Source organism: Pseudomonas sp. SWRI22, from assembly GCF_014268395.2.
GTDB classification, from domain to species: Bacteria; Pseudomonadota; Gammaproteobacteria; order Pseudomonadales; family Pseudomonadaceae; genus Aquipseudomonas; species Aquipseudomonas paracarnis.
This window is the reverse complement of the sequence record NZ_JABWQK020000001.1, coordinates 3,634,741-3,660,496: the sequence shown is the minus strand read 5'-3', so window position 1 is coordinate 3,660,496 and position 25,756 is coordinate 3,634,741. Positions and strand designations below refer to the sequence as shown.

The 25,756-nt window shown below is 59.8% G+C and carries 27 protein-coding genes; 12 read left to right on the top strand and 15 right to left on the bottom strand.

Annotation, left to right across the window (positions count from 1 at the left end; translation table 11 throughout):
- Positions 1-24: 24 nt before the first annotated feature.
- Positions 25-582: an NADPH-dependent FMN reductase gene (locus HU730_RS16055; protein WP_186527394.1), complete on the bottom strand. Its 558-nt coding sequence runs from the start codon at positions 580-582 to the stop codon at positions 25-27.
- Between the two features lie 227 nt (positions 583-809).
- Here HU730_RS16055 and HU730_RS16050 point away from each other — a divergent pair, with 227 nt between their 5' ends.
- Positions 810-1,046, top strand: coding sequence for a hypothetical protein (locus HU730_RS16050; RefSeq protein ID WP_032874044.1), 237 nt, complete (start codon positions 810-812; stop codon positions 1,044-1,046).
- A gap of 49 nt (positions 1,047-1,095) precedes the next feature.
- Here HU730_RS16050 and HU730_RS16045 read toward each other — a convergent pair whose 3' ends face one another.
- Positions 1,096-1,434, bottom strand: coding sequence for a hypothetical protein (locus tag HU730_RS16045; RefSeq protein ID WP_014718262.1), 339 nt, complete (start codon positions 1,432-1,434; stop codon positions 1,096-1,098).
- A 183-nt stretch (positions 1,435-1,617) separates the two neighbouring features.
- Here HU730_RS16045 and HU730_RS16040 point away from each other — a divergent pair, with 183 nt between their 5' ends.
- On the top strand, positions 1,618-2,526 hold the full coding sequence (locus HU730_RS16040) for a LysR substrate-binding domain-containing protein (RefSeq protein ID WP_096144271.1): 909 nt from the start codon (positions 1,618-1,620) through the stop codon (positions 2,524-2,526).
- Positions 2,527-2,625: 99 nt separating this feature from the next.
- On the opposite strand, the gene HU730_RS16035 is transcribed toward HU730_RS16040, so the two are convergent.
- The 3 genes from HU730_RS16035 to dnaQ form a co-directional block, all read right to left on the bottom strand.
- Positions 2,626-3,195, bottom strand: a complete 570-nt coding sequence (locus HU730_RS16035; protein ID WP_019820276.1) for a GNAT family N-acetyltransferase — start codon at positions 3,193-3,195, stop codon at positions 2,626-2,628.
- 20 nt (positions 3,196-3,215) lie between these two features.
- Positions 3,216-5,471 carry an Orn/Lys/Arg decarboxylase N-terminal domain-containing protein gene (locus HU730_RS16030; protein WP_054897499.1) on the bottom strand — a complete coding sequence of 752 codons (2,256 nt, stop codon included), beginning with the start codon at positions 5,469-5,471 and terminating at the stop codon, positions 3,216-3,218.
- Between the two features lie 533 nt (positions 5,472-6,004).
- Entirely contained in the window at positions 6,005-6,745 is a 741-nt protein-coding gene (dnaQ, locus tag HU730_RS16025; RefSeq protein ID WP_164692278.1) for a DNA polymerase III subunit epsilon, read from the bottom strand.
- A gap of 202 nt (positions 6,746-6,947) precedes the next feature.
- On the opposite strand from dnaQ, the gene HU730_RS16020 reads away from it, so the two are divergent.
- Positions 6,948-7,253 (top strand): DUF2388 domain-containing protein, encoded by a 306-nt coding sequence (locus HU730_RS16020; protein WP_060764695.1) that lies wholly within the window; start codon positions 6,948-6,950, stop codon positions 7,251-7,253.
- A 135-nt stretch (positions 7,254-7,388) separates the two neighbouring features.
- On the opposite strand, the gene rnhA is transcribed toward HU730_RS16020, so the two are convergent.
- Entirely contained in the window at positions 7,389-7,841 is a 453-nt protein-coding gene (gene rnhA / locus HU730_RS16015) for a ribonuclease HI (protein ID WP_003173571.1), read from the bottom strand.
- A gap of 31 nt (positions 7,842-7,872) precedes the next feature.
- The gene (locus HU730_RS16010) at positions 7,873-8,631 is read right to left on the bottom strand and encodes a methyltransferase domain-containing protein (RefSeq protein WP_034126074.1); all 759 of its coding nucleotides are present in this window, start codon (positions 8,629-8,631) and stop codon (positions 7,873-7,875) included.
- 65 nt (positions 8,632-8,696) lie between these two features.
- On the opposite strand from HU730_RS16010, the gene gloB reads away from it, so the two are divergent.
- From gloB to HU730_RS15970, 8 genes are all read left to right on the top strand, one after another.
- Positions 8,697-9,464: a hydroxyacylglutathione hydrolase gene (gloB, locus tag HU730_RS16005; RefSeq protein ID WP_034126075.1), complete on the top strand. Its 768-nt coding sequence runs from the start codon at positions 8,697-8,699 to the stop codon at positions 9,462-9,464.
- A gap of 98 nt (positions 9,465-9,562) precedes the next feature.
- The gene (locus HU730_RS16000) at positions 9,563-10,963 is read left to right on the top strand and encodes a transglycosylase SLT domain-containing protein (protein ID WP_003190692.1); all 1,401 of its coding nucleotides are present in this window, start codon (positions 9,563-9,565) and stop codon (positions 10,961-10,963) included.
- Positions 10,964-11,199: 236 nt separating this feature from the next.
- Positions 11,200-13,029: an extracellular solute-binding protein gene (locus tag HU730_RS15995; protein WP_186527395.1), complete on the top strand. Its 1,830-nt coding sequence runs from the start codon at positions 11,200-11,202 to the stop codon at positions 13,027-13,029.
- On the top strand, positions 13,026-14,858 hold the full coding sequence (locus tag HU730_RS15990; RefSeq protein ID WP_054920846.1) for an extracellular solute-binding protein: 1,833 nt from the start codon (positions 13,026-13,028) through the stop codon (positions 14,856-14,858). Before HU730_RS15995 ends, HU730_RS15990 begins: the two co-directional genes overlap by 4 nt.
- Positions 14,859-15,932, top strand: a complete 1,074-nt coding sequence (locus HU730_RS15985; RefSeq protein WP_034126078.1) for a microcin C ABC transporter permease YejB — start codon at positions 14,859-14,861, stop codon at positions 15,930-15,932. It abuts the gene before it with no gap.
- A 1-nt stretch (position 15,933) separates the two neighbouring features.
- Complete coding sequence (locus tag HU730_RS15980) at positions 15,934-16,953, top strand: ABC transporter permease (protein WP_003190688.1); 1,020 nt, start codon at positions 15,934-15,936, stop codon at positions 16,951-16,953.
- A gap of 1 nt (position 16,954) precedes the next feature.
- A complete protein-coding gene (locus tag HU730_RS15975; protein WP_014718252.1) occupies positions 16,955-18,556 on the top strand; it encodes an ABC transporter ATP-binding protein in 1,602 nt (533 codons plus the stop codon).
- Positions 18,557-18,591: 35 nt separating this feature from the next.
- Positions 18,592-19,485: an AraC family transcriptional regulator gene (locus HU730_RS15970; RefSeq protein WP_034126080.1), complete on the top strand. Its 894-nt coding sequence runs from the start codon at positions 18,592-18,594 to the stop codon at positions 19,483-19,485.
- On the opposite strand, the gene HU730_RS15965 is transcribed toward HU730_RS15970, so the two are convergent.
- The 3 genes from HU730_RS15965 to HU730_RS15955 form a co-directional block, all read right to left on the bottom strand.
- Positions 19,427-20,014 carry a LysE family translocator gene (locus tag HU730_RS15965; protein WP_186527396.1) on the bottom strand — a complete coding sequence of 196 codons (588 nt, stop codon included), beginning with the start codon at positions 20,012-20,014 and terminating at the stop codon, positions 19,427-19,429. The two genes, HU730_RS15970 and HU730_RS15965, sit on opposite strands and share 59 nt — an antisense overlap.
- Positions 20,015-20,606: 592 nt before the next feature.
- A complete protein-coding gene (locus HU730_RS15960; RefSeq protein ID WP_034126082.1) occupies positions 20,607-21,236 on the bottom strand; it encodes a ribonuclease T2 in 630 nt (209 codons plus the stop codon).
- A 45-nt stretch (positions 21,237-21,281) separates the two neighbouring features.
- Positions 21,282-22,259, bottom strand: a complete 978-nt coding sequence (locus tag HU730_RS15955; RefSeq protein WP_186527397.1) for a Gfo/Idh/MocA family oxidoreductase — start codon at positions 22,257-22,259, stop codon at positions 21,282-21,284.
- A gap of 126 nt (positions 22,260-22,385) precedes the next feature.
- On the opposite strand from HU730_RS15955, the gene HU730_RS15950 reads away from it, so the two are divergent.
- On the top strand, positions 22,386-22,748 hold the full coding sequence (locus HU730_RS15950) for an NUDIX domain-containing protein (RefSeq protein WP_060764832.1): 363 nt from the start codon (positions 22,386-22,388) through the stop codon (positions 22,746-22,748).
- A gap of 15 nt (positions 22,749-22,763) precedes the next feature.
- Here HU730_RS15950 and HU730_RS15945 read toward each other — a convergent pair whose 3' ends face one another.
- The 5 genes from HU730_RS15945 to HU730_RS15925 form a co-directional block, all read right to left on the bottom strand.
- Positions 22,764-23,012, bottom strand: a complete 249-nt coding sequence (locus tag HU730_RS15945) for a DUF1652 domain-containing protein (protein WP_003191753.1) — start codon at positions 23,010-23,012, stop codon at positions 22,764-22,766.
- Positions 23,013-23,413: 401 nt separating this feature from the next.
- The gene (locus tag HU730_RS15940) at positions 23,414-23,674 is read right to left on the bottom strand and encodes a hypothetical protein (RefSeq protein WP_032900704.1); all 261 of its coding nucleotides are present in this window, start codon (positions 23,672-23,674) and stop codon (positions 23,414-23,416) included.
- Positions 23,675-23,678: 4 nt separating this feature from the next.
- Positions 23,679-24,125, bottom strand: coding sequence for a GNAT family N-acetyltransferase (locus tag HU730_RS15935; RefSeq protein WP_034126087.1), 447 nt, complete (start codon positions 24,123-24,125; stop codon positions 23,679-23,681).
- Positions 24,126-24,221: 96 nt separating this feature from the next.
- On the bottom strand, positions 24,222-24,551 hold the full coding sequence (locus HU730_RS15930) for a hypothetical protein (protein ID WP_003191756.1): 330 nt from the start codon (positions 24,549-24,551) through the stop codon (positions 24,222-24,224).
- A gap of 110 nt (positions 24,552-24,661) precedes the next feature.
- Positions 24,662-25,735: a class I SAM-dependent methyltransferase gene (locus tag HU730_RS15925; protein ID WP_014718237.1), complete on the bottom strand. Its 1,074-nt coding sequence runs from the start codon at positions 25,733-25,735 to the stop codon at positions 24,662-24,664.
- Positions 25,736-25,756 lie beyond the last annotated feature (21 nt).

The following is a 25,756-nucleotide window of genomic DNA, read 5'->3' as shown; positions in this document are numbered from 1 at the left end:
GCTCCTACAGGTGCGGGGCTAATTTCAGCCTTTCTGCTTTTCCACCCACTTACCGTAGGCATCGATGAATGCCTGCAGGAACGGCTTGGTCTTGTCCGACACCTTCCCCGCCTCATCGAACACATTGCCCGCCCCGCCCAGATAGGCTTCCGGCTGTTGCATGCACCACACATCCAGGAACACCAGGGACTGGCGCAAATGGTGGTTGGCGCCAAAGCCGCCAATGGCACCCGGCGACACGCTGATGATCGCCCCCGGCTTGCCACTCCAGGCGCTCTGCCCGTATGGGCGCGAGCCCACGTCAATGGCATTTTTCAAGGCCGCCGGCACGGAGCGGTTGTATTCGGGGGTGACGAACAGCACCGCGTCGGATGAACTCACTTGTTTGCGGAAAGTACTGTAGGCTGCGGGCGGTGTTGCACCGTCGATGTCCTCGTTGTAGAGCGGCAAGTCGCCGATTTCAACAATGTTCAACTTGAGATTGGCAGGGGCCAGTTCGGCCAGGGCCAGGGCGACCTTGCGGTTGATCGACTCTTTTCTCAAGCTGCCCACCAGGACGGCAATCGTGTAGACCTTGCTCATTGAGGTTTCCCGACTTCTGAATAAAGGAGCTTGTAGTTATAGAGGCTTCGCGGCGCGTTCACCAGAGGGTTGTGCGGATTCCCTCCACGTTTTCCTTGCAAGCACTTGCGTAGGAAGCGTCTGAAAATATCAGCGAATAGTATTTTTTTCTTATAGGTAAACTACCCCGCTCCCTGACGGTCTACAGAACCGCAAATCGAGTGTTTATCTCCAGAGGTTCTAAACAGATGGCTGCAGTACTTGTTGGACAGTTTCATGCCAGAGACGCGGAAGGCCGCGTTTATTCGGTGCATGAGTTTCAGGAATCCAACCCGGCGCAAGGCGACCTGGCCGGATCGACGCCCACCACGACCTACAAGCTGGCCATTGGCGACCGTGTAGAAAAGCTGGAAGGTGATGAATTCAAACTGATCCAGTCGGGCACCATTCTCGTGCGCGAGTCCGAAACCACTCTGGCATCGTAAGCGCTTGCCTTGTTCACCTGCTCAGTCCTGGCGGCTGGGCTGGGGACGTTCATGGGCGGCGGATCTGCGTCACCTCTATGCCCTGCTCGTCTTGCTTGAGCGTCACCAGCACCTGGCCGTGCTCCCCTTGCACGGTAAACATCGAGCGCTTGTAACCTGCCGCATTGTACGCGGGGTAAGCCTCCACCTCCCTGACTAGGGTGATCCCCACGACTGCGCCCACCTGCTCGCCCACCTGTTGCTGGGAGCGAATAAAGGCCTCCAGTGCGAGATTGTCCGGCGTCGGTTCATCCTGATGATTGAAGAAGTAAGCCGCCAGGCCTCCCACGGTCACTAGGACCACGAGTTGCTTGGCCGTTACCCCGAAGAACGTCGAGGGTAGAGGCATATGAGACCAGACCTGTTTTTTATTTTAAGTACCGGGAAACCGGCAGGGGTCGTTGCTGATCAGACCCGCCATTCTAATGGGGTCCTGGCTGAGCGCCATAGGCCGGGACGACCCCGGCAGTCTTTTTTGCGCACGAAGGCCTGCGCCATTGAATCCCCTGCGCACTGCACATAGACTCCGGCCATGCGTTTACGTCATATCGAAGTGATTCAGGCCATCTTGCAGACCGGCCACCTCGGCACCGCCGCCGAGTGGTTGCAACTCCCCGTGGGCGAAGTAGACGCCACTCTCAAGGACGCTGAGCAGCAATTGGGCTTCATGCTGTTCGCCAGCGTGCGCGGGCGTTTGCAGCCCACCCGGGAAACCCTGGAATTGCAGGCACAAATCACTGCTCTGTATGAAGCCCTGGAGCCGTTGCAACGCCTTGCCAGCCGCTTGAAACACCATCATGCGCCGCCCCTGCGCGCGCTCTGCACGCCGCCGTTGGCCAACCAACTGTTGCCCCAGAGCATTGCTGCACTGCGTCGACGCTTCCAGGACATGCCGTGCAACCTGTCGAGCCAGCCAGTTGGCGAGATCATCAACAGCCTGCTGTTGCATGAAGCCGATGTGGGCCTGAGCCTGCATGACCCAGAACATCCACAGATCCAGAGCACGGTGCTGGCCCAAGGCAAATTGCAGTTGCTGGCCCCCCATGGCTGGCTCAAGCCCAAGCAAAAATACATTGCGCTGCAGGAGTTGGCCGGCCAGTCGTTGATCGGCCTTGAAGGCCATGACCCGCTCAGCCGCTTGCTGGATGCCAAGCTGCACGCCCTGCGGCCGCTGCCCGTGGTGCAGACGCGGGTGCAAACCTACCCGATGATGCGCGGCTTGGTGGAGGCCGGAGAAGGCCTGGCGATTGTCGACCCGTTCACTGCCTTGGGTGCACGAGAGTCCGGGCTTGATGCGTGCCCGGTGTCACCACCGATAGTGGTCAGCCTGTATGCGTTGACCTTGAAAGACGCTGCGCCCTCCCCGGCATTGAATGCGCTGCTGGAAATCGTCATCCAGAAAGCCGAAAGCCTGCTTGGCAACGACACCAAGTCCCCGTAGGAGCGAGCTTGCTCGCGAAGAACGTGAACGATCACACGCTCATCCTGATGCAACGCGGCGCCTTGGCGTATTTCGCGAGCAAGCTCGCGCCTACAGGGGTCAGACAGCCTCCACTTGCGCCTTGAACAACCGATACCAGAAAATCGCGACCTCGCGAGTTTGCGGGTCAATCCCGCGATAACGCAGTTGATCGATGCCACCCATTACATAGCCACAACGCTCATACAGGCGACAGGCGCCGAGGTTGTTGTTCTGGGTCTCAAGCATCATGCCCGGCAGGTTCTTCTTGCGAGCCCAGAACTGCGCCACGTCCAACAACGACTTGGCCACGCCATGTCGGCGCGCCGGTAACGCCACCGCCAACTCGTCAACATGGGCGAAACCGTTCCAGTTGGTGCTGACCACGATATGCCCCACTGCGCGGTCATCCAGGTACGCCATGAAGATCGAGCTGTCGGCGGCATCACGAAAACTGGCGAATTCTTCCGGGTCGATGCCATAGCACTTGCGGTACGGCAGCACTTTTTCCACCGGCCATTGTTCGACGCGCTGGCCCATTTGCGGCACCCCATAGGCACTGACTTCAAAGCTGAAATCATTGCCCCACACATAGGCGTCAAAACCTTCGTCGGCGACTCGCACACTGAGCCCTGGATACTTCGGGTTCATTACAGCTTGCATAGACTTCCTTAACCCTTGATGCAGTCGACGGTATAACGACGGCCACTGCCGTCATCTTCGTGTTGCAGCCCATGCACATCCGCGACAAAACCGGGGAAACTGCTATCGAACGTGCGGGCAAATGCCAGGTAATCGATGATTGAACGGGTTGACTCGGTGAAGCGTTCGCCGGGCATGATCAGTGGTATGCCCGGCGGGTAAGGCACCAGCATTACAGCGGCGATGCGTCCTGCCAAGGCATCGATGCAGACCGCCTCCACCTCGCCCCTGACCAACTGGTCGTAGGCATCGGCGGGTTTCATCGCGATTTGCGGCAATACCGTGTACATACGCTTGAGGTGCCTGGCCGTGGCATTGCTACGGTAACAGCTGTGCAACTGGTCGCAAAGGTCGCGCAGCCCCAGGCCTTGATAACGTGCCGGGCCTTGGGCATACACCGACGGCAAGCAAGTGGCCAGGCTGACATTGGCATCGTAGCTACGCTTGAACTCCAGCAGCTCGGTGAGCAAGGTGCTCCATTTACCTTTGGTAATGCCCATGGAAAACAGCACGAGAAACGAATACAGCCCAGTCTTCTCCACCACCAGCCCGCGCTCCCAGAGGAACTTGCTGACCACTGCAGCGGGAATCCCACACTCGCTCAAGGCCCCACCGGCGTTGAGGCCAGGCATCACCAGCGTGACTTTGATCGGGTCCAGCAGCACGTAGTCCTCTACCACGTCGCCAAAGCCATGCCACTCATCCCCAGGGTGCAACAACCAATCCGCCGTGGCGACCCGGTCGATGCCCGCGACCGAGGGTGGCTGCCAGATGGAAAACCACCAGTCTTCGGCCGCGATATGCTGGCGCAAGTTGGCCAGGGCGCGACGAAAACTCAAGGCCTCGTCGAACATTTCCTGAAGCAGCGAGCGCCCGGCCGGGCCTTCCATCATTGCCGAGGCCACATCCAGCGACGCGATGATGCTGTATTGCGGCGAGGTGGAGATATGCATCATGAAGGCTTCATTGAAGCGGTCACGGTCCAGTTGCCGTGCGCCGCCGTCCTGTACGTGGATCATCGACGCCTGGCTGAATGCCGCCAGCAACTTATGCGTACTGTGGGTGGTGAACACCAAGGGGCTGTCCGGCGTGCGCGAGGTACCCATGCCATAACGCCCGGCGAAGAACTCGTGAAAGGCGGCGTAGGCATACCAGGCCTCATCAAAATGCAACACCTCGACACTGTTGCCCAGTTGCTGCTTGATCAGTTCGGCGTTGTAACACAGGCCGTCATAGGTGGAGTTGGTCACCACCGCCAATTTCACTTTCGGTGGTCGCCCACGGGTCAAGGGGCTGGCGTCGATCTTGGCGCGGATCGACTCAGGGCTGAATTCGCTCAGGGGGATCGGGCCGATGATCCCCAGCTCGTTGCGCTCCGGGCACAGGTACAGCGGGATCGCGCCGGTCATGATGATCGAATGCAACACCGACTTGTGGCAATTGCGGTCTACCAGCACCAGGTCATCGCGCCCCACCATGGAATGCCAGACGATCTTGTTGGCGGTGGACGTGCCGTTGATCACGAAGAACGTATGGTCGGCGCCAAAGTTGCGCGCGGCGCGTGCCTCTGCTTCGGCCAAAGGCCCGGTGTGATCGAGCAGCGAGCCCAGTTCGGGCACCGATACCGACAAGTCAGAGCGCAGGGTGTTTTCCCCGAAGAACTGATGAAACGCCTGCCCCACCGGGCTTTTGCGATAGGCCACGCCACCGCCATGACCGGGGGTGTGCCAGGAATAATTGGAATCGGCGGTGTGTTGCACCAGCGCCTTGAAGAACGGCGGCAACAGGCCATCCAGGTACGTGCGTGCGGCGCGGGCGACCTGGCGCGCCAGAAACGGCACGGTGTCTTCGAACAGATAAAGAATGCCGCGCAGCTGGTTGAGCTCGCTCATGGCATCGGCGGGCGCGTTTTCCAGGGTGACTTGCTCGCCCAGCGCAAAGATCGGCAGGTTGGGTGCGCGCAGGCGCGCCAAGCGAATCAACTCCACCATGTTCTGCAACAGATGGGTGTTTTCCCCGGCGCCTTCGGCGGCAATCAGCATGCAGGCCAGACCGTGATGGGTAGCGGCCACCAGCCGCCCCTCGGCGTAGTCCACCGCAGAAAAAATACTGAAGCCCTCCTGTTCCAACTCCCTGGCGATGCCTCGAACCCGGTCACCGGCAACGGTGTCGGCCTTGATGTCACGGTGCACGATCAGAACGGGGAACTTCAGGTCTTTGTACATGAGCACTCTTACTCCGGAGGCTTTGCACAAGGGTAGAAGCTGGAAGCAAAAGTGGCGAATGAAGATTTCACAGGTGGTCGAGAGGTATTTATATAACTTCGGTACGGGGCTGAACCTGTCGCGAGGGAGCTTACTCCCGTGACGGCCCGCCTGCCGGGCCATACCTACCTGACACCCCGCGATCAAACTGTGGGTGGGCTGGGCCGGCACTCCGGTTTTTCCAAAGTGACCCGCTGTCAGAGCGGAACGCTAAATGGCCGTTACCGCAGCAATGGAGATGTACCCAATCCAACCGTGTTGACTGTCAGGCCGCATTCGCGAGCAAGCCCGCTCCCACAATTTGATCGCGGGGCGTCAGGTCGATAGGCGCTGGCTGGCAGGCCGCTATCGCAGGCAAGCCAGCTCCCACAGTTTGATCGCGCAGCGTCAGGTAGATAGGTGTTGGCTGGCAGGCCGTCACGGGAGCAAGCTCCCTCGCCACAGATGCAACTGTGTAAGTACCCATGGCTGCAAGCCTGCTCCTACATGAGCAGTTATTGCTGGGTGAGTTGAGTCCACAACGCCGGCGCACCGGCTGCCTTGGCAATCGCCTCCAGCCTTGCCGCATGCTCGGCCAGGTCCTGCTCGCTGGCACGGATGATCGGCGTCGGCTTGCGATCAGCTGGCAAGCGGCGGATTTCCGAAGGGCGGTTGCCAGACCCTTCCGCCGAACCGCTGCCATCGGATGCATTACCGGCCAGGGACAGGCTGGTCTGCCCGCCGGTCATGGTCAGGTAAACGTCGGCCAGGATCTCGGAGTCAAGCAAGGCGCCGTGGAGTTCACGGCCGGAGTTGTCGACGCCATAGCGCTTGCACAAGGCATCGAGGCTGTTGCGCTGGCCCGGGTGACGCTCGCGGGCCATCATCAAGGTATCGAGGATCGTACAGTGCTGGGAGATGTCCGCACGGTCGGTCTGCCCCATCAGGGCAAATTCATTGTTGATGAAACCGATGTCGAACGCCGCGTTATGGATGATCAACTGGGCGCCATTGATGAATTCGAAGAACTCATCGGCCACTTCGGCGAAGCGCGGCTTGCCCTTGAGGAATTCGTCAGTGATGCCGTGGACGCCAATCGCGCCCTCGTCACTGTCGCGGTCCGGTTGCAGGTAGACGTGGAAGTGGCGGCCGGTCAGGCGGCGCCCCATTAGTTCGACACAGCCGATTTCGATGATCCGGTGACCATCGGTCACCGGCATGCCGGTGGTTTCGGTATCGAGTACAACAGATCGGATGGCCATCAGGGTTCAGCTCTCAACGGTTCGGTACAGTTCAAGGGGCGGGATATTAGCACGCTCTGTAAACGAAGCGCCCATGGCACCCAACCCCCGGTGGCCACCCAACAGTTATTTACAACGTTTCGCAAACTTGCTGCGGTTTTCTACGTCCCTCGTCGCTAACCTGCGCGCCTCCTCCAGATACGGAATTCACTGACTCATGTTCAACCTGAAATGGCTGTTCATCCCCTGCCTGTTCAGCGCTGCCGGTGCGCAAGCCACCAGTTTCGTGATGACCACTGACGCCTTGGTGAGCCTGTCGATGAGTGCCACGGGCGGCACCAGCAGCAGCTTCAAGGACGACAAGATTGTGCTGGCGGCCAAGGCCGATGCCGCATCGTTTGTCGCAAGCGAAGGTGCAATACACGGTGTCCAGTTGGAGTCAGCCTTGCGGCATATTCGCCAGACAAGAGTGGACCTGCGATGCACGGACGAACAACTCGCCCGTGCAATCCTGGCTCTGTAAGCGACAACACTCACGGCATCTTTGTGATCAGGCCAAAGTATGCCTGCCTGAAGCTCAATGCCGTGCTGGTAGATTCGCCACACGCAATGGCGGCGGTGAAGCAGCGGCTCGAACGGCCGCTGCGGTGTCGCTGATTCAGCTCTGCTTGTAGCCGCGCACTTCATCCACGCCACGGTTGGCCAACTGGTCGGCGCGCTCGTTGCCAGGATGGCCGATGTGCCCGCGTACCCATTTCCAGGTGATGTCGTGACGGTTGCACTGTTCATCGAGCAATTGCCACAGGTCGGCGTTCTTGACCGGCTCCTTGGCCGCCGTTTTCCAGCCGCGTTTTTTCCAGTTGACCATCCACTCGTTGATGCCCTTCATCACATATTGCGAGTCGGTCACCAGCAGTACGTTGCAACGCCGCTTGAGTTCTTCGAGGCCGCGAATCGCGCCCATCAATTCCATACGGTTATTGGTGGTATTGGCTTCGCCGCCCCACAGTTCCTTCTCCACGCCCTTGCACACCAGCAAGGCGCCCCAGCCGCCTGGGCCCGGGTTGCCTTTGCAGGCGCCATCGGTGAAGAGTTCTACGCTATCGGTCATCGGTTATTCGGCCTGAAATCAAAAAGAGGTTTTACGGTTCGCCTTGTTCGCGGTTGACCTTGGCCAACGGCATCGGCACGAGCTTGCCGATCGGCTCGCGGCGCACTTGCTGCAACGGTCGCAGCCCGACCACGATCTTGCGTGCGACCAATAAATAGAAGCCGCCACCCGACAGCTGCCAGGCTCCTGCCCGGCGTTCCCAACCGGCCAGACGGCCCTGCCACTTGGCAGTCGCAAGCGGCGGACGATAGCACCCGAAGCGGCGTTTCTCCAGCGCGAAGCCCAGCAGGTTGAGCCAGTCGCCCACCCGTGATGGCGCGATGCAACGCGCCTGGCGCAGTCCGTCATGGGCGAACACACGGCGCAGGCCCCAACTGCTCCAGGGGTTGATGCCGACAATCAGCAAATGGCCACCAGGGCGCACGCTGCTCGCCGCTTCGCGCAACAAACCGTGGGGCGACAGGCAGAAATCCAGGCCGTGCTGCAACACCACCACATCGGCGGCGTGTTCGCTCAAGGGCCAGGCCTGTTCCTCGCAGACGATCTCCACGCCCGGCAACGGTGCACCCAGGCGCACATTGCGTTGCACCTGCGGCGCCGATGGAGGCGTGTCGGCCGACGGTCCGTAATGCACCAGGTAGCCACCAAAGAACCGGCCCAGCTCGTCTTCGAGCATGCGCCGCTCTTCTTCCAGCAAAAACTGCCCAATCGGCCCGGACAACCATTCGCGGGCCGCGCTGATCAGGGCCAGCCACTCAGGATCGGCCTGGGCGAACGCTTTATCAGTCATTGCATTCTCCAACTCGCCTAGACGTTCTAAGATGCACCAATGTGTTCAGCTTGGCGAATCGAAGAATGATACAGATCAGTGCCCTACCCGCCTTTACCGACAACTACATCTGGTTGTTACAAGACCCTACGACCCAGCGCTGCGCCGTGGTCGACCCCGGCGATGCCACGCCAGTGCTGGCCTGGCTCAAGCAGAATGCCGAGTGGCGCCTCAGCGACATACTGGTTACCCACCATCACCATGATCATGTAGGCGGTGTCGAGCAACTGAAAAATGCCACCGGCGCCAAGGTTTATGGCCCTGCCAACGAAAAGATCCCGGCGCGGGATGTGGCCTTGCACGATAACGACCATATCCGCGTGCTGGGCTGGGACTTCGACGTGTACGCCGTGCCAGGCCACACCCTCGGCCACATCGCCTTTTATCACCAAGGCGTATTGCTGTGTGGCGATACCTTGTTCGCCGCCGGTTGCGGTCGCCTGTTCGAAGGTACACCCGAACAGATGTACAACTCTCTGGAACGCCTGGCCGCCCTGCCCGCCGATACGCAGGTGTACTGCACCCATGAATACACGCAAAGTAACTTGAAATTTGCCCAAGCCGTGGAACCGCACAATGCCGACATCGCCGAACGTGTGGAAAATGTCGCCCAACTTCGCGCCCGTGGCGAGATGACGCTGCCCTCCAACCTGGCCCTGGAAAAACGTACTAACCCTTTTCTGCGCACCGCTGAAACATCCGTTAAACAAAAAGCGGACGAACGGAACGGCCGCGACAACCGCTCTGGGGCCGAGGTGTTTGCTAGCTTGAGGGCTTGGAAAGATAAGTTCTAACCAGATGCAATCTGATACGTAATTTCTGAATGGTTGACCGGAACCAAAGCGCTTTCTAGAATCGCCCGACATTTTTGCCCGGAACTTACTTCCAGCCAATGTCGTCATCTATTCGTAAATCCATTTCTTCAGACGCATTGACCCGCCTGGCTCAAGCCGTGGCGGTGGCCGTTTCCGCAACTCTGGCGGGCTGCCAATCGACTCATTACGCTGCACAATCCACCGTGCAACCCAAACCGAATCTTGCTGCCAAGATCAAGCAAAAACCTATTTGGCTATCAGAGAAGCCCAGCCCCGAAGTACCCCAGGACGTCTGGGAACGCATGCGTCGGGGCTTTCAATTGCAGGACGGTGTCGGCGTCAACCCGCGCATCGAGCAACAGCGCCTGTGGTTCGCCAGCAACCCCTCCTTTCTGGAGAATGCCGGCGAACGCGGCAGCCTCTACATTCATTACATCGTCGAACGCCTTGAAGAACGCAACATGCCCCTGGAACTGGCGCTGCTGCCAGTGATTGAAAGTGCCTACAACCCGATGGCCTATTCGCGCAGCGATGCGGTGGGCTTGTGGCAGTTCATTCCCTCCACCGGGCGCTACTTCAACCTGCGCCAGACCCGCGCCTACGATGGCCGCCGCGACATCACCGCCTCCACCACCGCCGCCCTGGACTATCTGACGCGTCTGCATGACATGTTCAACGGCGACTGGCTGCTGGCCCTGGCGGCCTATAACGCCGGCGAAGGCACCGTCAGCCGGGCGATCGAGCGCAACGAAAAGCTCGGCCTGCCCACCGACTACTGGAACCTGCCCCTGCCCCAGGAAACCAAGGACTATGTGCCCAAGTTCCTGGCCTTGTCCCAGGTGGTACTGGCGCCCGAAGCCTACGGCGTCAACCTGAACCCGATTGCCAACACGCCGTACTTCGAGGTCGTTGAAGTCAAGCAAAGCATGGACTTGTCACGGGTTGCCGCGCTGGCCGAGATCGACGAAGACGAACTGTTTCAGCTCAACCCGGCCTTGAAACAACGCACCACCCTGGACGGCCCCCAGCATCTGCTGGTGCCGACCTCCAAGGCCCAACTGCTGACCAGCACCCTTTCGACGATGAAGCCGGAAGAGTTGCTGAGCATGCGCCCCAAGAAGCCGGTATTCGACGAAGTCGAGACCAAGGCGGTCGCAGGGCGTACCCGCAGCTACAAGGTACGCAGTGGCGACAACCTCACGCTGATCGCCAAGGCCAACAAGGTCGATGTGCATGACCTGCAGCGCTGGAACAAGCTCAACGGCCAGGCCCTCAAGGTCGGCCAGACCCTGGTGATGCAAGACACGCGTAAAGTCGCGGCGAAAAAACCGGTGCAGTACAAGGTCAAGAAAGGTGACTCGCTGTACATGGTGGCCAAACGCTTCAACGTCGAGATGCAACATCTCAAGCGTTGGAACCCGCGCACCGGCCAGGCATTGAAACCAGGGCAGATGCTGGTGGTTTCCGGGCCGCGCTAATACCTCGGGGAGAGCTGGCTTGTGTGGGAGCTGGCTTGCCTGCGATGCAGGCACCTCGGTCTATCAGTCAGACCGCAGTGATGCTATCGCAGGCAAGCCAGCTCCCACATTTGACCTTCACACCGTCCAATAGCTTGCAGTCCGCAAAATGGCCTTCCCGACAGCCTTTTTCCAACCGGAACAAGCTGTTACTGTACCGATCATAAAGCCCAAGCCGCCTGGATCGGATCTCTGACTTGAAGCGTCCCCTCCTTCTACTAATAAGTCTGGCCTTGAGCTTTGCGGCGAACGCGACGATCACCGAAAGCCACGGTTATGCGCAGTTCGGCACACTCAAGTACCCGGCCAAATTCACCCATTACGATTGGGTAAACCCTGCAGCGCCCAAAGGCGGGACATTGCGGGTGATGGCATTTGGCACCTTCGATACGCTCAACCCCTACACCTTCAAAGGTTCAAGCCCGGTTTCCACCGCCAATTTCCTGCAGTACGGCGTCAACGAGCTCAATGAACCCTTGATGGTGGGCACCGGGCAATACGCGCCGTCGGGCGATGAACCCACCTCAAGCTACGGCCTGATTGCCCAATCGGTGGAATACAGCGAAGACCGCAGTTGGGTGGTGTTCAACCTGCGCCCCGAAGCACGCTTTCACGACGGCAAGCCGATCACCGCCGCTGACGTGGCGTTTTCCTATCGCACCCTGCTGACCGAAGGCCACCCGCAGTACCGCACCAACCTGCAGGAAGTGGCCCGGGTCGATATCCTCAACCCTCACCGTATCCGCTTTGTGTTCAAGCGCGCCGGCAACCCCTTGCTGATCCTGCGCCTGGGCGAGTTGCCGGTGCTGCCCCAGCACTATTGGAAAAACCGTGACTTCAAGGCAACCACCTTCGAGCCGCCCCTGGGCAGTGGACCTTACCGCATCACCAAGGTTGCGCCTGGGCGGCAACTGGTGTTTGAACGGGTCAAGGATTACTGGGGCAAAGACCTGCCGGTCAACCAGGGTTTCTATAACTACGACAAGGTCGAAGTGGAGTTCTATCGCGACAGCGACGTGGCCTTTGAAGCCTTCAAGGCCGGTGAATTCGACATTTATATCGAGCATCAGGCCAAGAACTGGGCCACCGGCTACAACTTCCCGGCGGTCAACCGCGGCGATGTGATCAAGGCGCAGATCGCCCATCAGATCCCCACCCAGAGCCAGGGCCTGTTCATGAATACCCGGCGACCGGCATTCAGCCAGGCCAAAGTGCGTGAAGCCCTGGGGTTGATGTTCGATTTTGAATGGACCAACCGCACGCTGTTCAGCAGCGCCTACAAGCGTTCGGTGAGCTATTACCCCAACAGTGAATTCTCGGCCACCGGCCTGCCCGTGGGCCATGAGTGGTTGATGCTCTCGCCCTACCGCGACCAACTGCCGGCCGCGCTGTTTACCCAACCGTTCAGCCTGCCGCACACCGATGGTCGCGGCATCCCTCGCGAAACCCTGCGCCAGGCCCTGGCCCTGCTCAGCGAGGCCGGCTGGAAACTGTCGGGGCAGCGCCTGCTCGATAAGGACGGGCAACCGCTGCGCCTGGAAATCCTGCTGGTCAACCCGAACCTTGAGCGCATCCTGCAACCCTATGTCGAAAATCTGACCCGCATCGGCATCGACGCCCGCTTGCGCACCGTTGACCGCGCACAGTACAAACAGCGCCTCGATCAATTCGACTTCGACATGATTCTGATGACTCTCAACCAGACCTTGAGCCCCGGCCTTGAGCAGTGGCAGTACTTCCACTCCAGCCAGGCCGCAATCAAAGGCAGCAAGAATTACGCCGGTATCGCCAACCCGGTGGTCGACCACCTGCTGGACCAACTGCTGGCGGCGCAGACCCGCGAAGAACAACTGGCTGCCGGCCGCGCCCTGGACCGGGTGCTGCTGTGGCAGCACTACAGCATCCCCAACTGGTACCTCAACTATCATCGCCTGGCGTACCGCAACCGGTTCGCCTTCGTCACCACGCCGCCCTACAGCCTGGGCCTGAGCGCATGGTGGCTGAAAGCTTCGGAGAAAGCCCAATGATGTCCTTGCGTACTACCCTGCTCGCCAGCCTGTTGCTGTGCACCGCGGCGCACGCCGCGCCTCAGCATGCGCTGACTCTCTACAACGAGCCCCCCAAGTACCCCGCCGACTTCAAGCATTTTGACTATGTAAACCCCGACGCCCCCAAGGGCGGAACCTTCCGCGAATCGGCCATGGGCGGCTTCGACAGCCTCAACCCCTATATCAGCAAGGGCGTACCGGCAGACAACCTGCCACTGATCTACGACACCCTGGCCATGCAAAGCCTGGACGAACCCATCACCGAATACGGCCTGGTGGCCGGCAAGATCGAAAAAGCCCCGGACAACAGCTGGGTGCGCTTCTATCTGCGCCCCGAAGCGCGCTTCCATGACGGCCACCCGATACGCGCCGAAGACGTGGTGTTTACCTTCCAGACCCTGATCAAGGAAGGCAACCCGCTGTACCGCAACTACTACGCCGACGTCGATGAGGTGGTGGCCGAAGACCCGTTGCGCGTGCTGTTCAAGTTCAAGCGCACCAACAACCGCGAGTTGCCGTTGATCCTTGGGCAGCTGCCAGTACTGCCCAAACACTGGTGGGCCAGCCGGGATTTTTCCAAGGGCAACCTGGAAATCCCCCTGGGCAGCGGGCCTTACCAGGTGGCCGAGGTCAAGCCGGGCCGCATGATTCGCTACGAGCGGGTCAAGGATTATTGGGCCAAGGACCTGCCGGTCAATAAGGGCTTCTACAACTTCGATACCCGCATCACCGATTACTACCGCGACAGCACTGTCTCCCTGGAAGCCTTGAAGGCCGGGCAGTTCGACTACTGGCTGGAGTTCAGCGCCAAGAACTGGGCCAATGCCTACAACATTCCAGCGGTGAAAGAAGGCCGATTGATCAAGGAAGAAATTCCCAACGGCAACCCCACCGGCATGCAGGGTTTTGTGTTCAACATGCGCAAGCCGATGTTCCAGGACGTGCGGGTGCGCAAGGCCATCAGCCTGCTGCTGGATTTCGAGTGGAGCAACAAGCAACTGTTCAACGGTGCCTACACCCGTACCCGCAGCTATTTCGAAAACTCGGAAATGGCCGCCACCGGCCTACCCGGTCCGGACGAGCTGGCGATTCTCGAGCCGCTGCGCGACAAGATCCCTGGCGAAGTCTTCACCCAGGCATTCGAACCGTCCCACACCGACGGCAGCGGCATGATCCGCACCCAGCAACGCGAGGCCTACCAACTGCTGCAGGAAGCGGGCTGGAAGATTGTTGACGACAAAATGGTCGACAGCACCGGCAAGCCAGTGACCATAGAGTTTTTGCTGGCCCAGACCGAGTTCGAGCGCATCCTGCTGCCGTTCAAGCGCAACCTGGCAGACCTGGGCATCGACCTGGTGATTCGTCGCGTGGACGTCTCACAGTTCGTCAACCGCCTGCGCTCGCGCGACTTCGACATGCTGGTGGGCAGCTTCCCGCAATCCACCTCGCCGGGTAACGAGCAGCGCGAGTTCTGGAAATCCTCCAGCGCCGACAAGCCCGGCAGCCGCAACTACATGGGCCTCAAGGACCCCGCGGTCGACCAGTTGGTGGAAGAGCTGATCGACGCCGGTTCGCGCCAAAGCCTGATCGCCCACGCCAGGGCGCTGGATCGTGTGCTGCAGTTTGGTTACTACGTGATTCCCAACTGGCACATCAAGACCTTTCGCGTCGCGTACTGGGACCACCTGGGCCACCCCAAGGTCTCGCCACGCTACGACGTCGGCACCGCGACCTGGTGGAGCAAACCCGACGTCACACCTGCCGTCCCCCTGGACACACGCGCCGATGCGGCGAGCGGAGGCGATTAAATGCTGGCCTATATTGTTCGCCGCCTGTTGCTGATCATTCCCACGCTGTTCGGGATCTTGTTGATCAACTTTGTCATCATCCAGGCCGCTCCCGGCGGCCCGGTGGAGCAGATGATCGCCAAGCTCGAAGGCTTCGACGGCGCCACCAGCCGCATTGCTGGCGGCGGCGCCGAAGTCGCGGTGGCCGGTTCCAGCTACCGTGGCGCTCAGGGACTGGACCCGGCGCTGATCAAGGAAATCGAAAAGATGTACGGCTTCGACAAGTCGGCGCCGGAACGCTTGTGGATCATGGTCAAGAACTACGCCCAGCTGGACTTCGGTGACAGCTTTTTCCGGGACGCCAAGGTCATCGACCTGATCAAGGAAAAGATGCCGGTGTCCATTTCCCTCGGGTTGTGGAGCACCCTGATCATGTACCTGGTGTCCATCCCCCTGGGGATCGCCAAGGCCACGCGCCACGGCAGCCATTTCGATGTGTGGACCAGCTCGGCGATCATCGTCGGCTACGCGATACCGGCGTTCCTGTTTGCGATTTTGCTGATCGTGGTGTTTGCCGGTGGCAGTTATTTCGACTGGTTCCCCTTGCGCGGGCTCACCTCCAACAACTTCGAGGAGTTGAGCTGGGGCGGCAAGATCCTCGATTACTTCTGGCACCTGGCGCTGCCCGTCACCGCCCTGGTGATCGGCAACTTTGCGACCATGACCCTGCTGACCAAGAACAGCTTTCTAGACGAGATCAACAAGCAGTACGTGGTCACCGCCAAGGCCAAGGGCCTGACCAACCGCCGCGTGCTGTATGGCCACGTGTTCCGCAACGCCATGCTGCTGGTGATCGCCGGTTTCCCTTCGGCCTTCATTGGCATCTTCTTTACCGGCTCGTTGCTGGTGGAGGTGATCTTCTCCCTCGACGGCCTGGGCCTGATGAGCTTTGAAGCGGCGATCAACCGTGACTACCCGGTGGTGTTCGGCACGCTGTTTATCTTCACCCTGCTGGGGCTGATCGTGAAACTGATCGGCGACCTCACCTACACCCTGGTCGATCCACGTATCGACTTTGCCAGCCGGGAGCATTGAGATGAACCTGTCCCCCCTCAATCGCCGCCGGTTCGAGCGGTTCAAAGCCAACAAGCGTGGCTGGTGGTCGCTGTGGCTGTTCCTGGTGCTGTTCGTGCTGAGCCTGGGCGCCGAGTTGATCGCCAACGACAAGCCCCTGGCGGTACACTTCGACGGCGGCTGGTACTTCCCGGCGCTCAAGCGCTACCCGGAGACTACCTTCGGCGGTGAATTCCCGCTGGAAGCCAACTACAAGAGCCCGTACATCCAGGAACTGCTCAAGGCCAAGGACGCCTGGACCTTGTGGGCACCGATTCCGTTCAGCTACCAGAGCATCAATTACGACCTGAAAGTCCCGGCCCCGGCGCCGCCGTCCTCGGTCAACCTGCTGGGCACCGATGACCAAGGGCGTGATGTGCTCGCGCGGGTGATCTACGGCTTTCGCGTGTCGGTGCTCTTCGCCCTGACCCTGACCATACTCAGCTCGATCATCGGCGTGATTGCCGGCGCCTTGCAGGGCTTTTATGGCGGCTGGGTCGACCTGGCCGGGCAACGTTTCCTGGAGATCTGGTCCGGCTTGCCGGTGCTCTACCTGCTGATCATCCTGGCCAGCTTCGTGCAACCCAACTTCTGGTGGCTGCTGGGGATCATGCTGCTGTTTTCCTGGATGAGCCTGGTGGATGTGGTGCGCGCCGAGTTCCTGCGCGGTCGTAACCTGGAATACGTACGCGCGGCGCGGGCGCTGGGCATGCAGAACGGCGCGATCATGTTTCGCCACATCCTGCCTAACGCGATGGTTTCGACCATGACCTTCCTGCCCTTCATTCTCACCGGCGCCATTGGCACCCTCACCGCCCTGGACTTTCTCGGCTTCGGGCTGCCGGCAGGTTCGCCGTCGCTGGGTGAGCTGGTGGCGCAGGGCAAATCCAACTTGCAAGCGCCGTGGCTGGGCATGAGTGCCTTTGCGGTGCTGGCGATCATGTTGAGCTTGTTGGTGTTTATCGGCGAGTCCGCTCGCGATGCGTTCGACCCGAGGAAATGAGATGAATCCGGACAATCTGATCGAAATCCGCGACCTCAGTGTCGAGTTCGTCACCGGCGAGCATCATCACCGCGTGGTCAACCACGTCAGTTTCGACATCAAGCGCGGCGAAACCCTGGCGCTGGTGGGCGAAAGCGGTTCAGGCAAATCGGTCACCGCCCATTCGATCCTGCGCCTGCTGCCCTACCCGTTGGCCAGGCATCCGTCTGGCACTATCGAGTATTCAGGGCAAGACCTGCTGACGCTCAAAGAGAAAACCCTGCGGCATATACGCGGCAACCGCATTGCGATGATCTTCCAGGAGCCGATGACCTCGTTGAACCCGCTGCATTCCATCGAAAAGCAGATCAACGAAGTGCTCGGCCTGCACAAGGGCCTGACCGGCAAGGTCGCCACCCAGCGCACGTTGGAATTGCTGGAGCTGGTGGGTATCCCCGAGCCACACAAACGCCTCAAGGCGTTGCCTCACGAGCTGTCCGGCGGCCAGCGCCAGCGAGTGATGATCGCCATGGCTCTGGCCAACGAGCCGGAGTTGTTGATTGCCGACGAGCCGACCACGGCGCTGGATGTCACCGTGCAGTTGAAGATCCTGGAATTGCTCAAGGAGCTGCAGGCGCGGCTGGGCATGGCGCTGCTGCTGATCAGCCATGACCTCAACCTGGTACGGCGCATCGCCCACCGTGTGTGTGTGATGCAGCAAGGTTGCATCGTTGAACAGGCCGATTGCGAGACACTGTTCCAGTCGCCCCAGCATCCCTATACCCAGGAGTTGCTCGCGGCGGAGCCCAGTGGTGGGCCAGCCAACAATGATGTCGGCCCTCCGCTGCTGGAAGTGGACGACCTGAAAGTCTGGTTTCCGATCAAGAAAGGCTTTTTGCGCAATACCGTGGATTACGTCAAGGCTGTGGACGGCATCAACTTCAGCCTGCCTCAGGGCCAAACCCTGGGCATCGTTGGTGAAAGTGGCTCGGGCAAGTCCACCCTGGGCCTGGCAATTTTGCGTCTGATCGGCAGCCAGGGCGGGATTCGCTTCGAAGGTCAGCAACTGGATCGCCTGAGCCAACAACAGGTACGCCCGTTGCGCCGGGAAATGCAGGTGGTGTTCCAGGACCCGTTCGGCAGCCTGAGCCCGCGCATGTGCGTCAGCGAGATCGTTGGCGAAGGCCTGCGTATCCACAAGATGGGCACGCCCGCCGAACAGGAAGCGGCGATTATCGCGGCGCTCAAGGAAGTGGGCCTGGACCCCGAATCCCGGCATCGCTACCCCCATGAATTCTCCGGCGGCCAGCGCCAACGCATCGCTATCGCCCGAGCGCTGGTGCTCAAGCCGCGCCTGATCCTGCTGGACGAACCCACCTCGGCCCTGGACCGCACGGTACAACGCCAGGTGGTAGAGTTGCTGCGCGGCTTGCAGGCCAAGTACAACCTGACCTACCTGTTTATCAGCCATGACCTGGCGGTGGTGAAGGCGCTGAGTCACCAATTGATGGTGGTCAAGCAAGGCCAGGTGGTGGAGCAAGGCGATGCCCAGGCTATTTTTGCCGACCCGCAACATGCCTATACCCGGCAGTTGCTCAAGGCCGCTTTTCTGGTACCGGCCTGAGGTAACGCGGGTGAGAATGCAGGAGAAATAACGCCATGTCGCTCAGCCCGATCACCCGTCCCGCAGACACGCCGCGCTTCTGGCGCGACGAACGCCTGCCGTTCATCGAGGCCCGCAGCATCGCCGACGGGCGCAAGGTCACCTATACCCGACACGCCCATGAGCATTTTTCCATCGGCGCGATCACCACGGGCTGCAGCTATTACCACTACGGCGCGCACACCTTCGAAATCAGCGCCGGCACCGTGGTGCTGATGAACCCCGGCGATGTGCATGCGTGCAACCCCATCCATGACCAGCCCTGGTCCTACCACATGCTGTACCTCGACACGCCCTGGCTGACCGACCTGCAATACCAGCTGGGGTTCAGTACCGACCAGGGCTACCGGCCATTCGACACGCCCCATACTCGCGACACCGGGCTGTACCACGGCTTGCTCGACCTGTACCGCACGCTAGTGGATGAACAGGCCGAACTGCTGCAAAAACAGAGCGCGCTAGTGAGTTACTTCACCGAGGTGCAACAGCGCCTGAACCCTTCGCTGACGCCGGTACGCGAGGTCAACCACAAACTGGAACGCGCCGCCGACTACATCCGCGCCCACTGCACACAGGCCTTGAAACTCGAAGACATCTGCCAGGCCGCCGAACTGTCGCCGTCTTATCTGATCCGCGCATTCAAGCACTATTACGGCTTGACGCCCCACGCCTTCATGGTCAACCGACGCATCCAGTTCGCCCGCAGCCAACTGCGCAATGGCGCACTGATTGCCGACGTCGCCCTGGCCGCGGGCTTTGCCGACCAGGCACACTTCCAGCGCACCTTCAAACAACACTTCGCGGCCACGCCGGGGCAATACCGCGAGAACCTCAAGCCATCAGCAAATAACCCACACTGGCCACCAGCAACGCGGCCATTGAGCGGTTGAACAGGCGCACACCTTTGGGGTTGTTCAAGTAGCGGCGCAAAAACGTCCCCGCATACGCCCAGCACGCCACCGACAGGTAGCAGATCACCAGGTAAAGCGCGGCAAACAACCACACCTGTGCCGCATCGCCATCGGCAACAAACAACCCCATGCCTGCCACACACGCCAGCCAGGCTTTCGGGTTGAGCCACTGCATGATCGCGCCATACAGCATCGACGGCGCTGTGTGCGCACCGTCAGCGTCCAGCCGGCCATCATTCACCGCCAGCTTCCAAGCCATATACAACAAGAACGCCACGCCGCCCCAGCGGATCAATTGAATCAGGATCGGCCAGCGCACCAATACTTCATGCAAACCCAGGCCGATCAACACCAACAACAAGGTAAAACCCACGGCGGCGCCAAAGACATGTTTCTGACTGGCGACGAAACCAAAACGTGCGCCAGAACTTAAAGCGACCACATTCACCGGTCCCGGCGTGATGGACGTGGCCAGGGCAAAGGCGGCCATGGAGAGAATCAAGCTCATTGCAGTTCCTTTTGTGATCCCAAACGATCTTTAGATCACGGTACCGCGCAGGGACACGAGGGTATTGAAGAAAATGCCCCTGGGTACTTCAGAAACGGACGCTGATCTGATTAGTGCCCCGCGATCAACTGTGGGAGCTGGCTTGCCTGCGATGGCGGCCGTTCAATCGACAGAGATGTCGAATGTACCGCCCACAGGTAACCACGATGCGAAGCGAGCCAGCCGCTCTTGATCTTGATCTGCTTGTGATCTTGATCTCAGGCGCCCCGTTAAACCACGCTGGCCGAACGCAGGCTTGAATTCGTGGGTAACGTGGTGGGGCAAGAGCGTTTTGCTTACTGTTGTCTGGGCAGGCATTCCGGCTTTTCAAAAGTGAGACGCCGTCAGGGCGGAACCCTAAGTAGCCGTTACCGCAGGAATGGATAGGTACTCGGTATTACGGTGTCGACTGTGAGGCCGTCTTCGCAGGCAAGCCAGCTCCCACAGTTGGATCGCGGGGGCGTCAGGTAGATAGCCATCGGCTGGCACGCCGCCATCGCAGCGATACGGCGACCCAACAAGCCAGCTTTCATAGTGGGATCCAGGGCACCTCTCAGCGCTGGGTGGGAATACGAATATCGCCCCCCCTACACTGGCTCTTCACACTGCGCGGGCAACCGGCAAACGCGAGATCCTTGGTCAGGCACACCCGCACTTCCGACAGCACCTTGCCCTTGCAGATCACCGCCATACCGTGGTTGCCCATGCGTGGGTTGCTCTCGCGAAACAGCGCCTCGATCTCGTTGGCCTGCAATGACGGCGGCGTATTGAACGGCTGCAGTTGCTGCGGAATGGCAACCGCACCGAGCGCCACATCGGTCTTCTCCAGATACTCCAACGGCTCCAGCCCACTGCAGGTGCCATGCTTGGCCCACTCATGCTTGAGCAGCGTGCGGGTGGGAAACAGCGCCGCGCCCTTGTCCATTTCTGCCTCGCTCAAGCGCGTCTGCGGTGTACAAGACGCCGGCCACCCTCCCCGCGCGTATTGCGGCCACAAACCATGCAGCACAAAGCCGTAACCTTTACCTGAGCATTGCTCGTTGCCTGGGTGCGTGAGGCAAAACGTGGGTGACCACGAGAGCGATAGCACGTAAAAATCAAACTCACCCGCCTGCCCTTGGCTGCGTGGCGCCGCCGTTGCCGCAGTGGCCATCAGCAGCCACACCACCATCCAGTATTTCATCCCGGTATTCCTTTAAAAGAGTAAAGCCTTACGCTATCGCCACGCCTAGGGATGCTGGGAGTAACGGTGTAACACCTTGTCCAGGATGATATCGGTCTTCAGCGCTTCGATGCCCAGCGACGGATGCTCGGCCTCGCCACGAATATGCGCGTTCATGTTCAGGACGTGGTGCCATTGAATATGGGTGTGACACGGCACGTCCAACGCCTCGGTGGTCTCGCCTTCAAGACGCAGCGGCTGGTCCTCGAACACCGAAAACTGAATACGACCGCGACTGCCGATCAGTTCGACCCGGTCTTCGCGTCGGTCCGCCACAAAATTCCAGCAGCCCATGCCCAATGCACCGCTGGCAAATGTCCAGCAGGCCGTCACGGCATCTTCTGCCGCGTAGCGCCCAGCCTGTCGCGCCGAAAAGCCTGAGACCTCGACGATGTCCCCGGCCAGGTACTGGAACAGGTCGAACCCATGGCTCGCCAGGTCGGCAAAGTAACCGCCACCGGCAATGGCCGGATCGGTGCGCCAATTGGTGGCGTCGGAGTCTGTTACGGCAGCGGGTTTGCACAAGGTCCAGGTCAGGTGGCGCAACTCACCGATACGGCCTTCCTGCAGCCAGGTGCGCACTTGCTGGAAGCGCGGCAAAGAACGCCGGTAGTAGGAGACAAACAGGTGCAGCCCGGCGCGCTCGAATGTGCGCTGCATCAACGCGCTCTGTTCAGCATTCAGCGACATCGGCTTTTCGACGCAACAATGTTTGCCCGCCGCGGCCACTCTCAGGGCGTACTCAAGGTGACTGTCGGGCGGAGTGGCGATGTAGACCGCATCCACCTCGGGGTCATCGATCAAGGCCTGGGCATCGGTATACCAACGGGCAATGCCATGGCGCGCCGCATAATCGCACACCGCCTCGGCACGCCGCCCCATCACGGCGACCAATGCCGAACCTGGCGCTTTATAGAAAGCCGGTCCACTCTTCAATTCAGTGACACTGCCACAGCCGATCATGCCCCAGCGTATGGTCTTCATCTAATGTCCTCGGTCGTATTCGTCAATCGGGCAGTATCCACATACAGGCCCTGGCGCGCCATAACCACTTAGCATGACAATTGCATTACACTTTTATGACATTCATCCGGCGCGGGGGCACATTCGATGAAAATTAGGGCGACCGTCATTTGCGAACGTGAGGGGCACATCCTCTTCGTACGCAAGGCCAGATCAAAATGGGCATTGCCCGGCGGGAAAGTAGAAGCGCACGAGCGCCCGGTAGGCGCGGCGGAACGCGAGCTGGAAGAAGAAACCGGTTTAAACGTGGACGGCTTGCTGTACCTGCAGGAGCTCAAGGCCCGCGACACCGTCCACCATGTGTTCGAGGCCTCGGTGGTCAATATCGACGAGGCACGGCCGTGCAATGAGATTGTCGATTGCCAGTGGTACGCCTACAGCGCCGTGGACGAGCTGGATACCACAGACGCTACCCGCCACATCGTCAAATCCTTCCTGCGGCGCCTCTGACGCGCTGGACGGCCCTTAACCTACCGCAGCAAACCCACGGCGCCCGGCCTTTATCTCGGTACGCAACTCACCAATCAGGTTAGAGATGGCACGGATGCTGTCCAGGCCTTCGGGTGATACGCGGGTCAGCAGCAAGTCGACACGACCGGACGCAGGCTCGAACACGCTGATGCGCAGCGAGCCGTCACTATTGAGGCAGCACTCACACGCAAGCGGCAGGAAGCCTGAGGCCATGATGCGGTTGAATTCGGTGATGGAAATCATGATCAGCCCCCCGTCCCTGGGTTCTACCCGATTGAGGTGATGCAAGCAGCATAGATAAGGTTTTGCCGGCCGCCGGACAATTAATGCAAAAGTGTTAGCCAGCCCTCACTTTAGTAAGGCGTCACCGGCCATGAACGACAGGCCGAGATTAAATCGCGGGCAAAAAAAATCCCAAGTAGCTGATGGAAACTTGGGATTTAAAAATGCATAAACCGTGGGAGGTGAACGCCCGGCTATAGTAGCGATTGTAAAAACATGTAACAAGATTATTTTAATCCTTTCGTCGGATTGAAAGCGTCGTAAGTCATTCAATAACCACATATTTTTTAAGGTAGAAGGCAGTAGTCGTGCTACTTTTTGGTGCAAGTAACGACAGTAAGTCCCTGTATAAAAAATGGTTATTAATCGGGCGTAGCGCTTTCAAGTAACTGTTCACTTAACTGCTTGCATGTTTCTTGAAGGGCCTCACGACTGGAAGCAGTGGCGCCCACCACGGCCTCCAGATGACGACACAGCGTCAGGCGTTCAGCCGCCTCTTCGCGCTGGCGGTCGACCTTGGCGTTGAGTTGAATGAAATAGAACCCCAGCAGCACGGCGATGCCCAGCACACCCACCGCGAGGTAGCGCAAGCCGTTGGACGATGGAGGCTCTGGGGCATTCATGGCCTTATGGCGCCCTGCTCTTTTCATAACGAACGTCATCACCATCGACCGGCCCCACGACGGACCAGCCCAGGCGCTGATAGAACCCATTGGCGCGGATTTCATCACGCCCATCAGTCACCAGGTAGAGCGTGTCGTGGTGCTCAAACAGAGCCGCCTCGGCCACCGCCATCAGTTGACGGCCCAGCCCAAGCTTCTCGTGCGAGGGCAGCACGAACATTGCGAACACTTCACCTTCATCCAGGTCGACCATGGAAAACCCCGCCGCCTGGCCGTCCACTTCCGCGATCCAGCCGCAAGGTGCTGCGCGCAACGTATCGCTCAATACCTGCGGGGTAATCCCCAGGCCAGCCATCTGTTCAAGGCTCAGGTGGTTTTGCACCACCGAGGTGCGAATCGCGCACAGCGTGTCGACGTCATCAGGTGTCGCCGTTCGAATCAGCACTTGCATACCCGCCTCCATCAAGAAGTGCGCAATTGTATGCAAATACTCACACGGGGTTTGTCGTGGATTTGTAAAGGCCCCACGGCTGGTGCGGGCTACGGATTACTTGCGCGCGACCTTGTAGCGCAGGCAATCCTGGTAAAAGCTTTGACGGATCGCCTCGGGCTTGAGCCTTGAGCGGCTGTCATAGGTCTGCTCGGTGATGCCCATGGCCATCATGCGCATCCACGATTTGCTGAACTTGAGGGTCTGGATCTTCTGCCGGGCCGCGTATAGCGAAACGCCGGATAACTTGAGCTCCTGGGCCCTGGCGGCCGTGCCTGCGCCCCAACTGCACATGTACTTGTCACCCTCGCGCAATTCCCTGGCCTGCGCGACAGTCGCGCCGCCGGCCAGGGAGCAGGCAATCAGCATCATTCCCACAGAGCGCATTTGCATCCTCACCTAACCACCTGAAAATAAAAGTGATTTTGGCGAGGATTTTGTTACAAAGGGGCCATTAAATTGCCTTACTGCGCAAAGCGACTCGTGGATGCTTCCTATCAAGGCTTGAGTTCGAACAGCGCCGGCATCGGTGGCCACTGCGAAGGCACTTTACGAAAGCGGCTGAACCCGGCTGCCTCAGCCATCTGGCGGGCACGCTTCTCGCCCATGAACGCCCCCAGCCCTGCCCCACCGTGGGACAGCGAACAGGTCATGCAATAGAGGGTGCTCTGCGGGTACATGACGCGCCCGAACAGGTTCATGTTCTCGTGCAGTTCCTCGGACAGGTTGAGCTCTACCATCAGGTAGGTACCGTCTTCGGCCGTGGCGGCGCGCAAATCCTTGAGCATCTGCTGAGGGTCGGTGGCATCGTGGATCACCACAAAGGTGGTCACGAAGTCGAATTGCTGGCCGCGCAACGCATCGGAGTCGTTCACCTCGAATTGCACCCGGTCACCCACACCAGCCGCCTCGGCGTTGGCCCGCGCCAACTCGATGGAAGGCAGGTGGAAATCGCAGCCGACAATGCGCGCCTCGGGGTAGGCCTTGGCCATGGTGATCGCTGCAAGGCCCGCACCGCAGCCGAAATCCAGCACACTGCCGCCGGTCTTGAGCTTCTCTTCGACGCCGTCCAGGGATGGAATCCAGTGCTGGACCAGGTAGTGCTTGTACCAGGGCATGGTCATGCGCTCCATGCCTTTCCAGGTTTCCAGCGGGAACGCCTCTTCAGCGCAACCACCACCATGGCGGAAGGCCTCGATGACCTTGGGCGCCATGCTCACGAACGGCACGCTCAGCTGGATAATGCCACCGGCAAAATACGGCGAATCTTCATCGGCCAGCACCGGCACAAACTCGGCGGGCATTTGGTAACGGCGGGTTTGCGCGTCGTAGGTCACATAATTGCCGGTGGCCATGCTGCCCAGCCATTCGCGCAAGTAACGTGCGTTGTAGCCGGTCTTGTGCGCCAACTCTTCCAGGGTCACCGCCTGGCCGTCGGCCAAAGCCTTGAACAAACCGAGCTGGTCGCCGATGTAGAGCATGGCGCCGCGCAGCGTGTTGCCGTAATCCTCCATGATGCGCGCCGAAAATTGCTGGACCTTGGCTTTATCAACTTCCATAACGTTGGACATCTGTCGCTCCTTGATGAATAT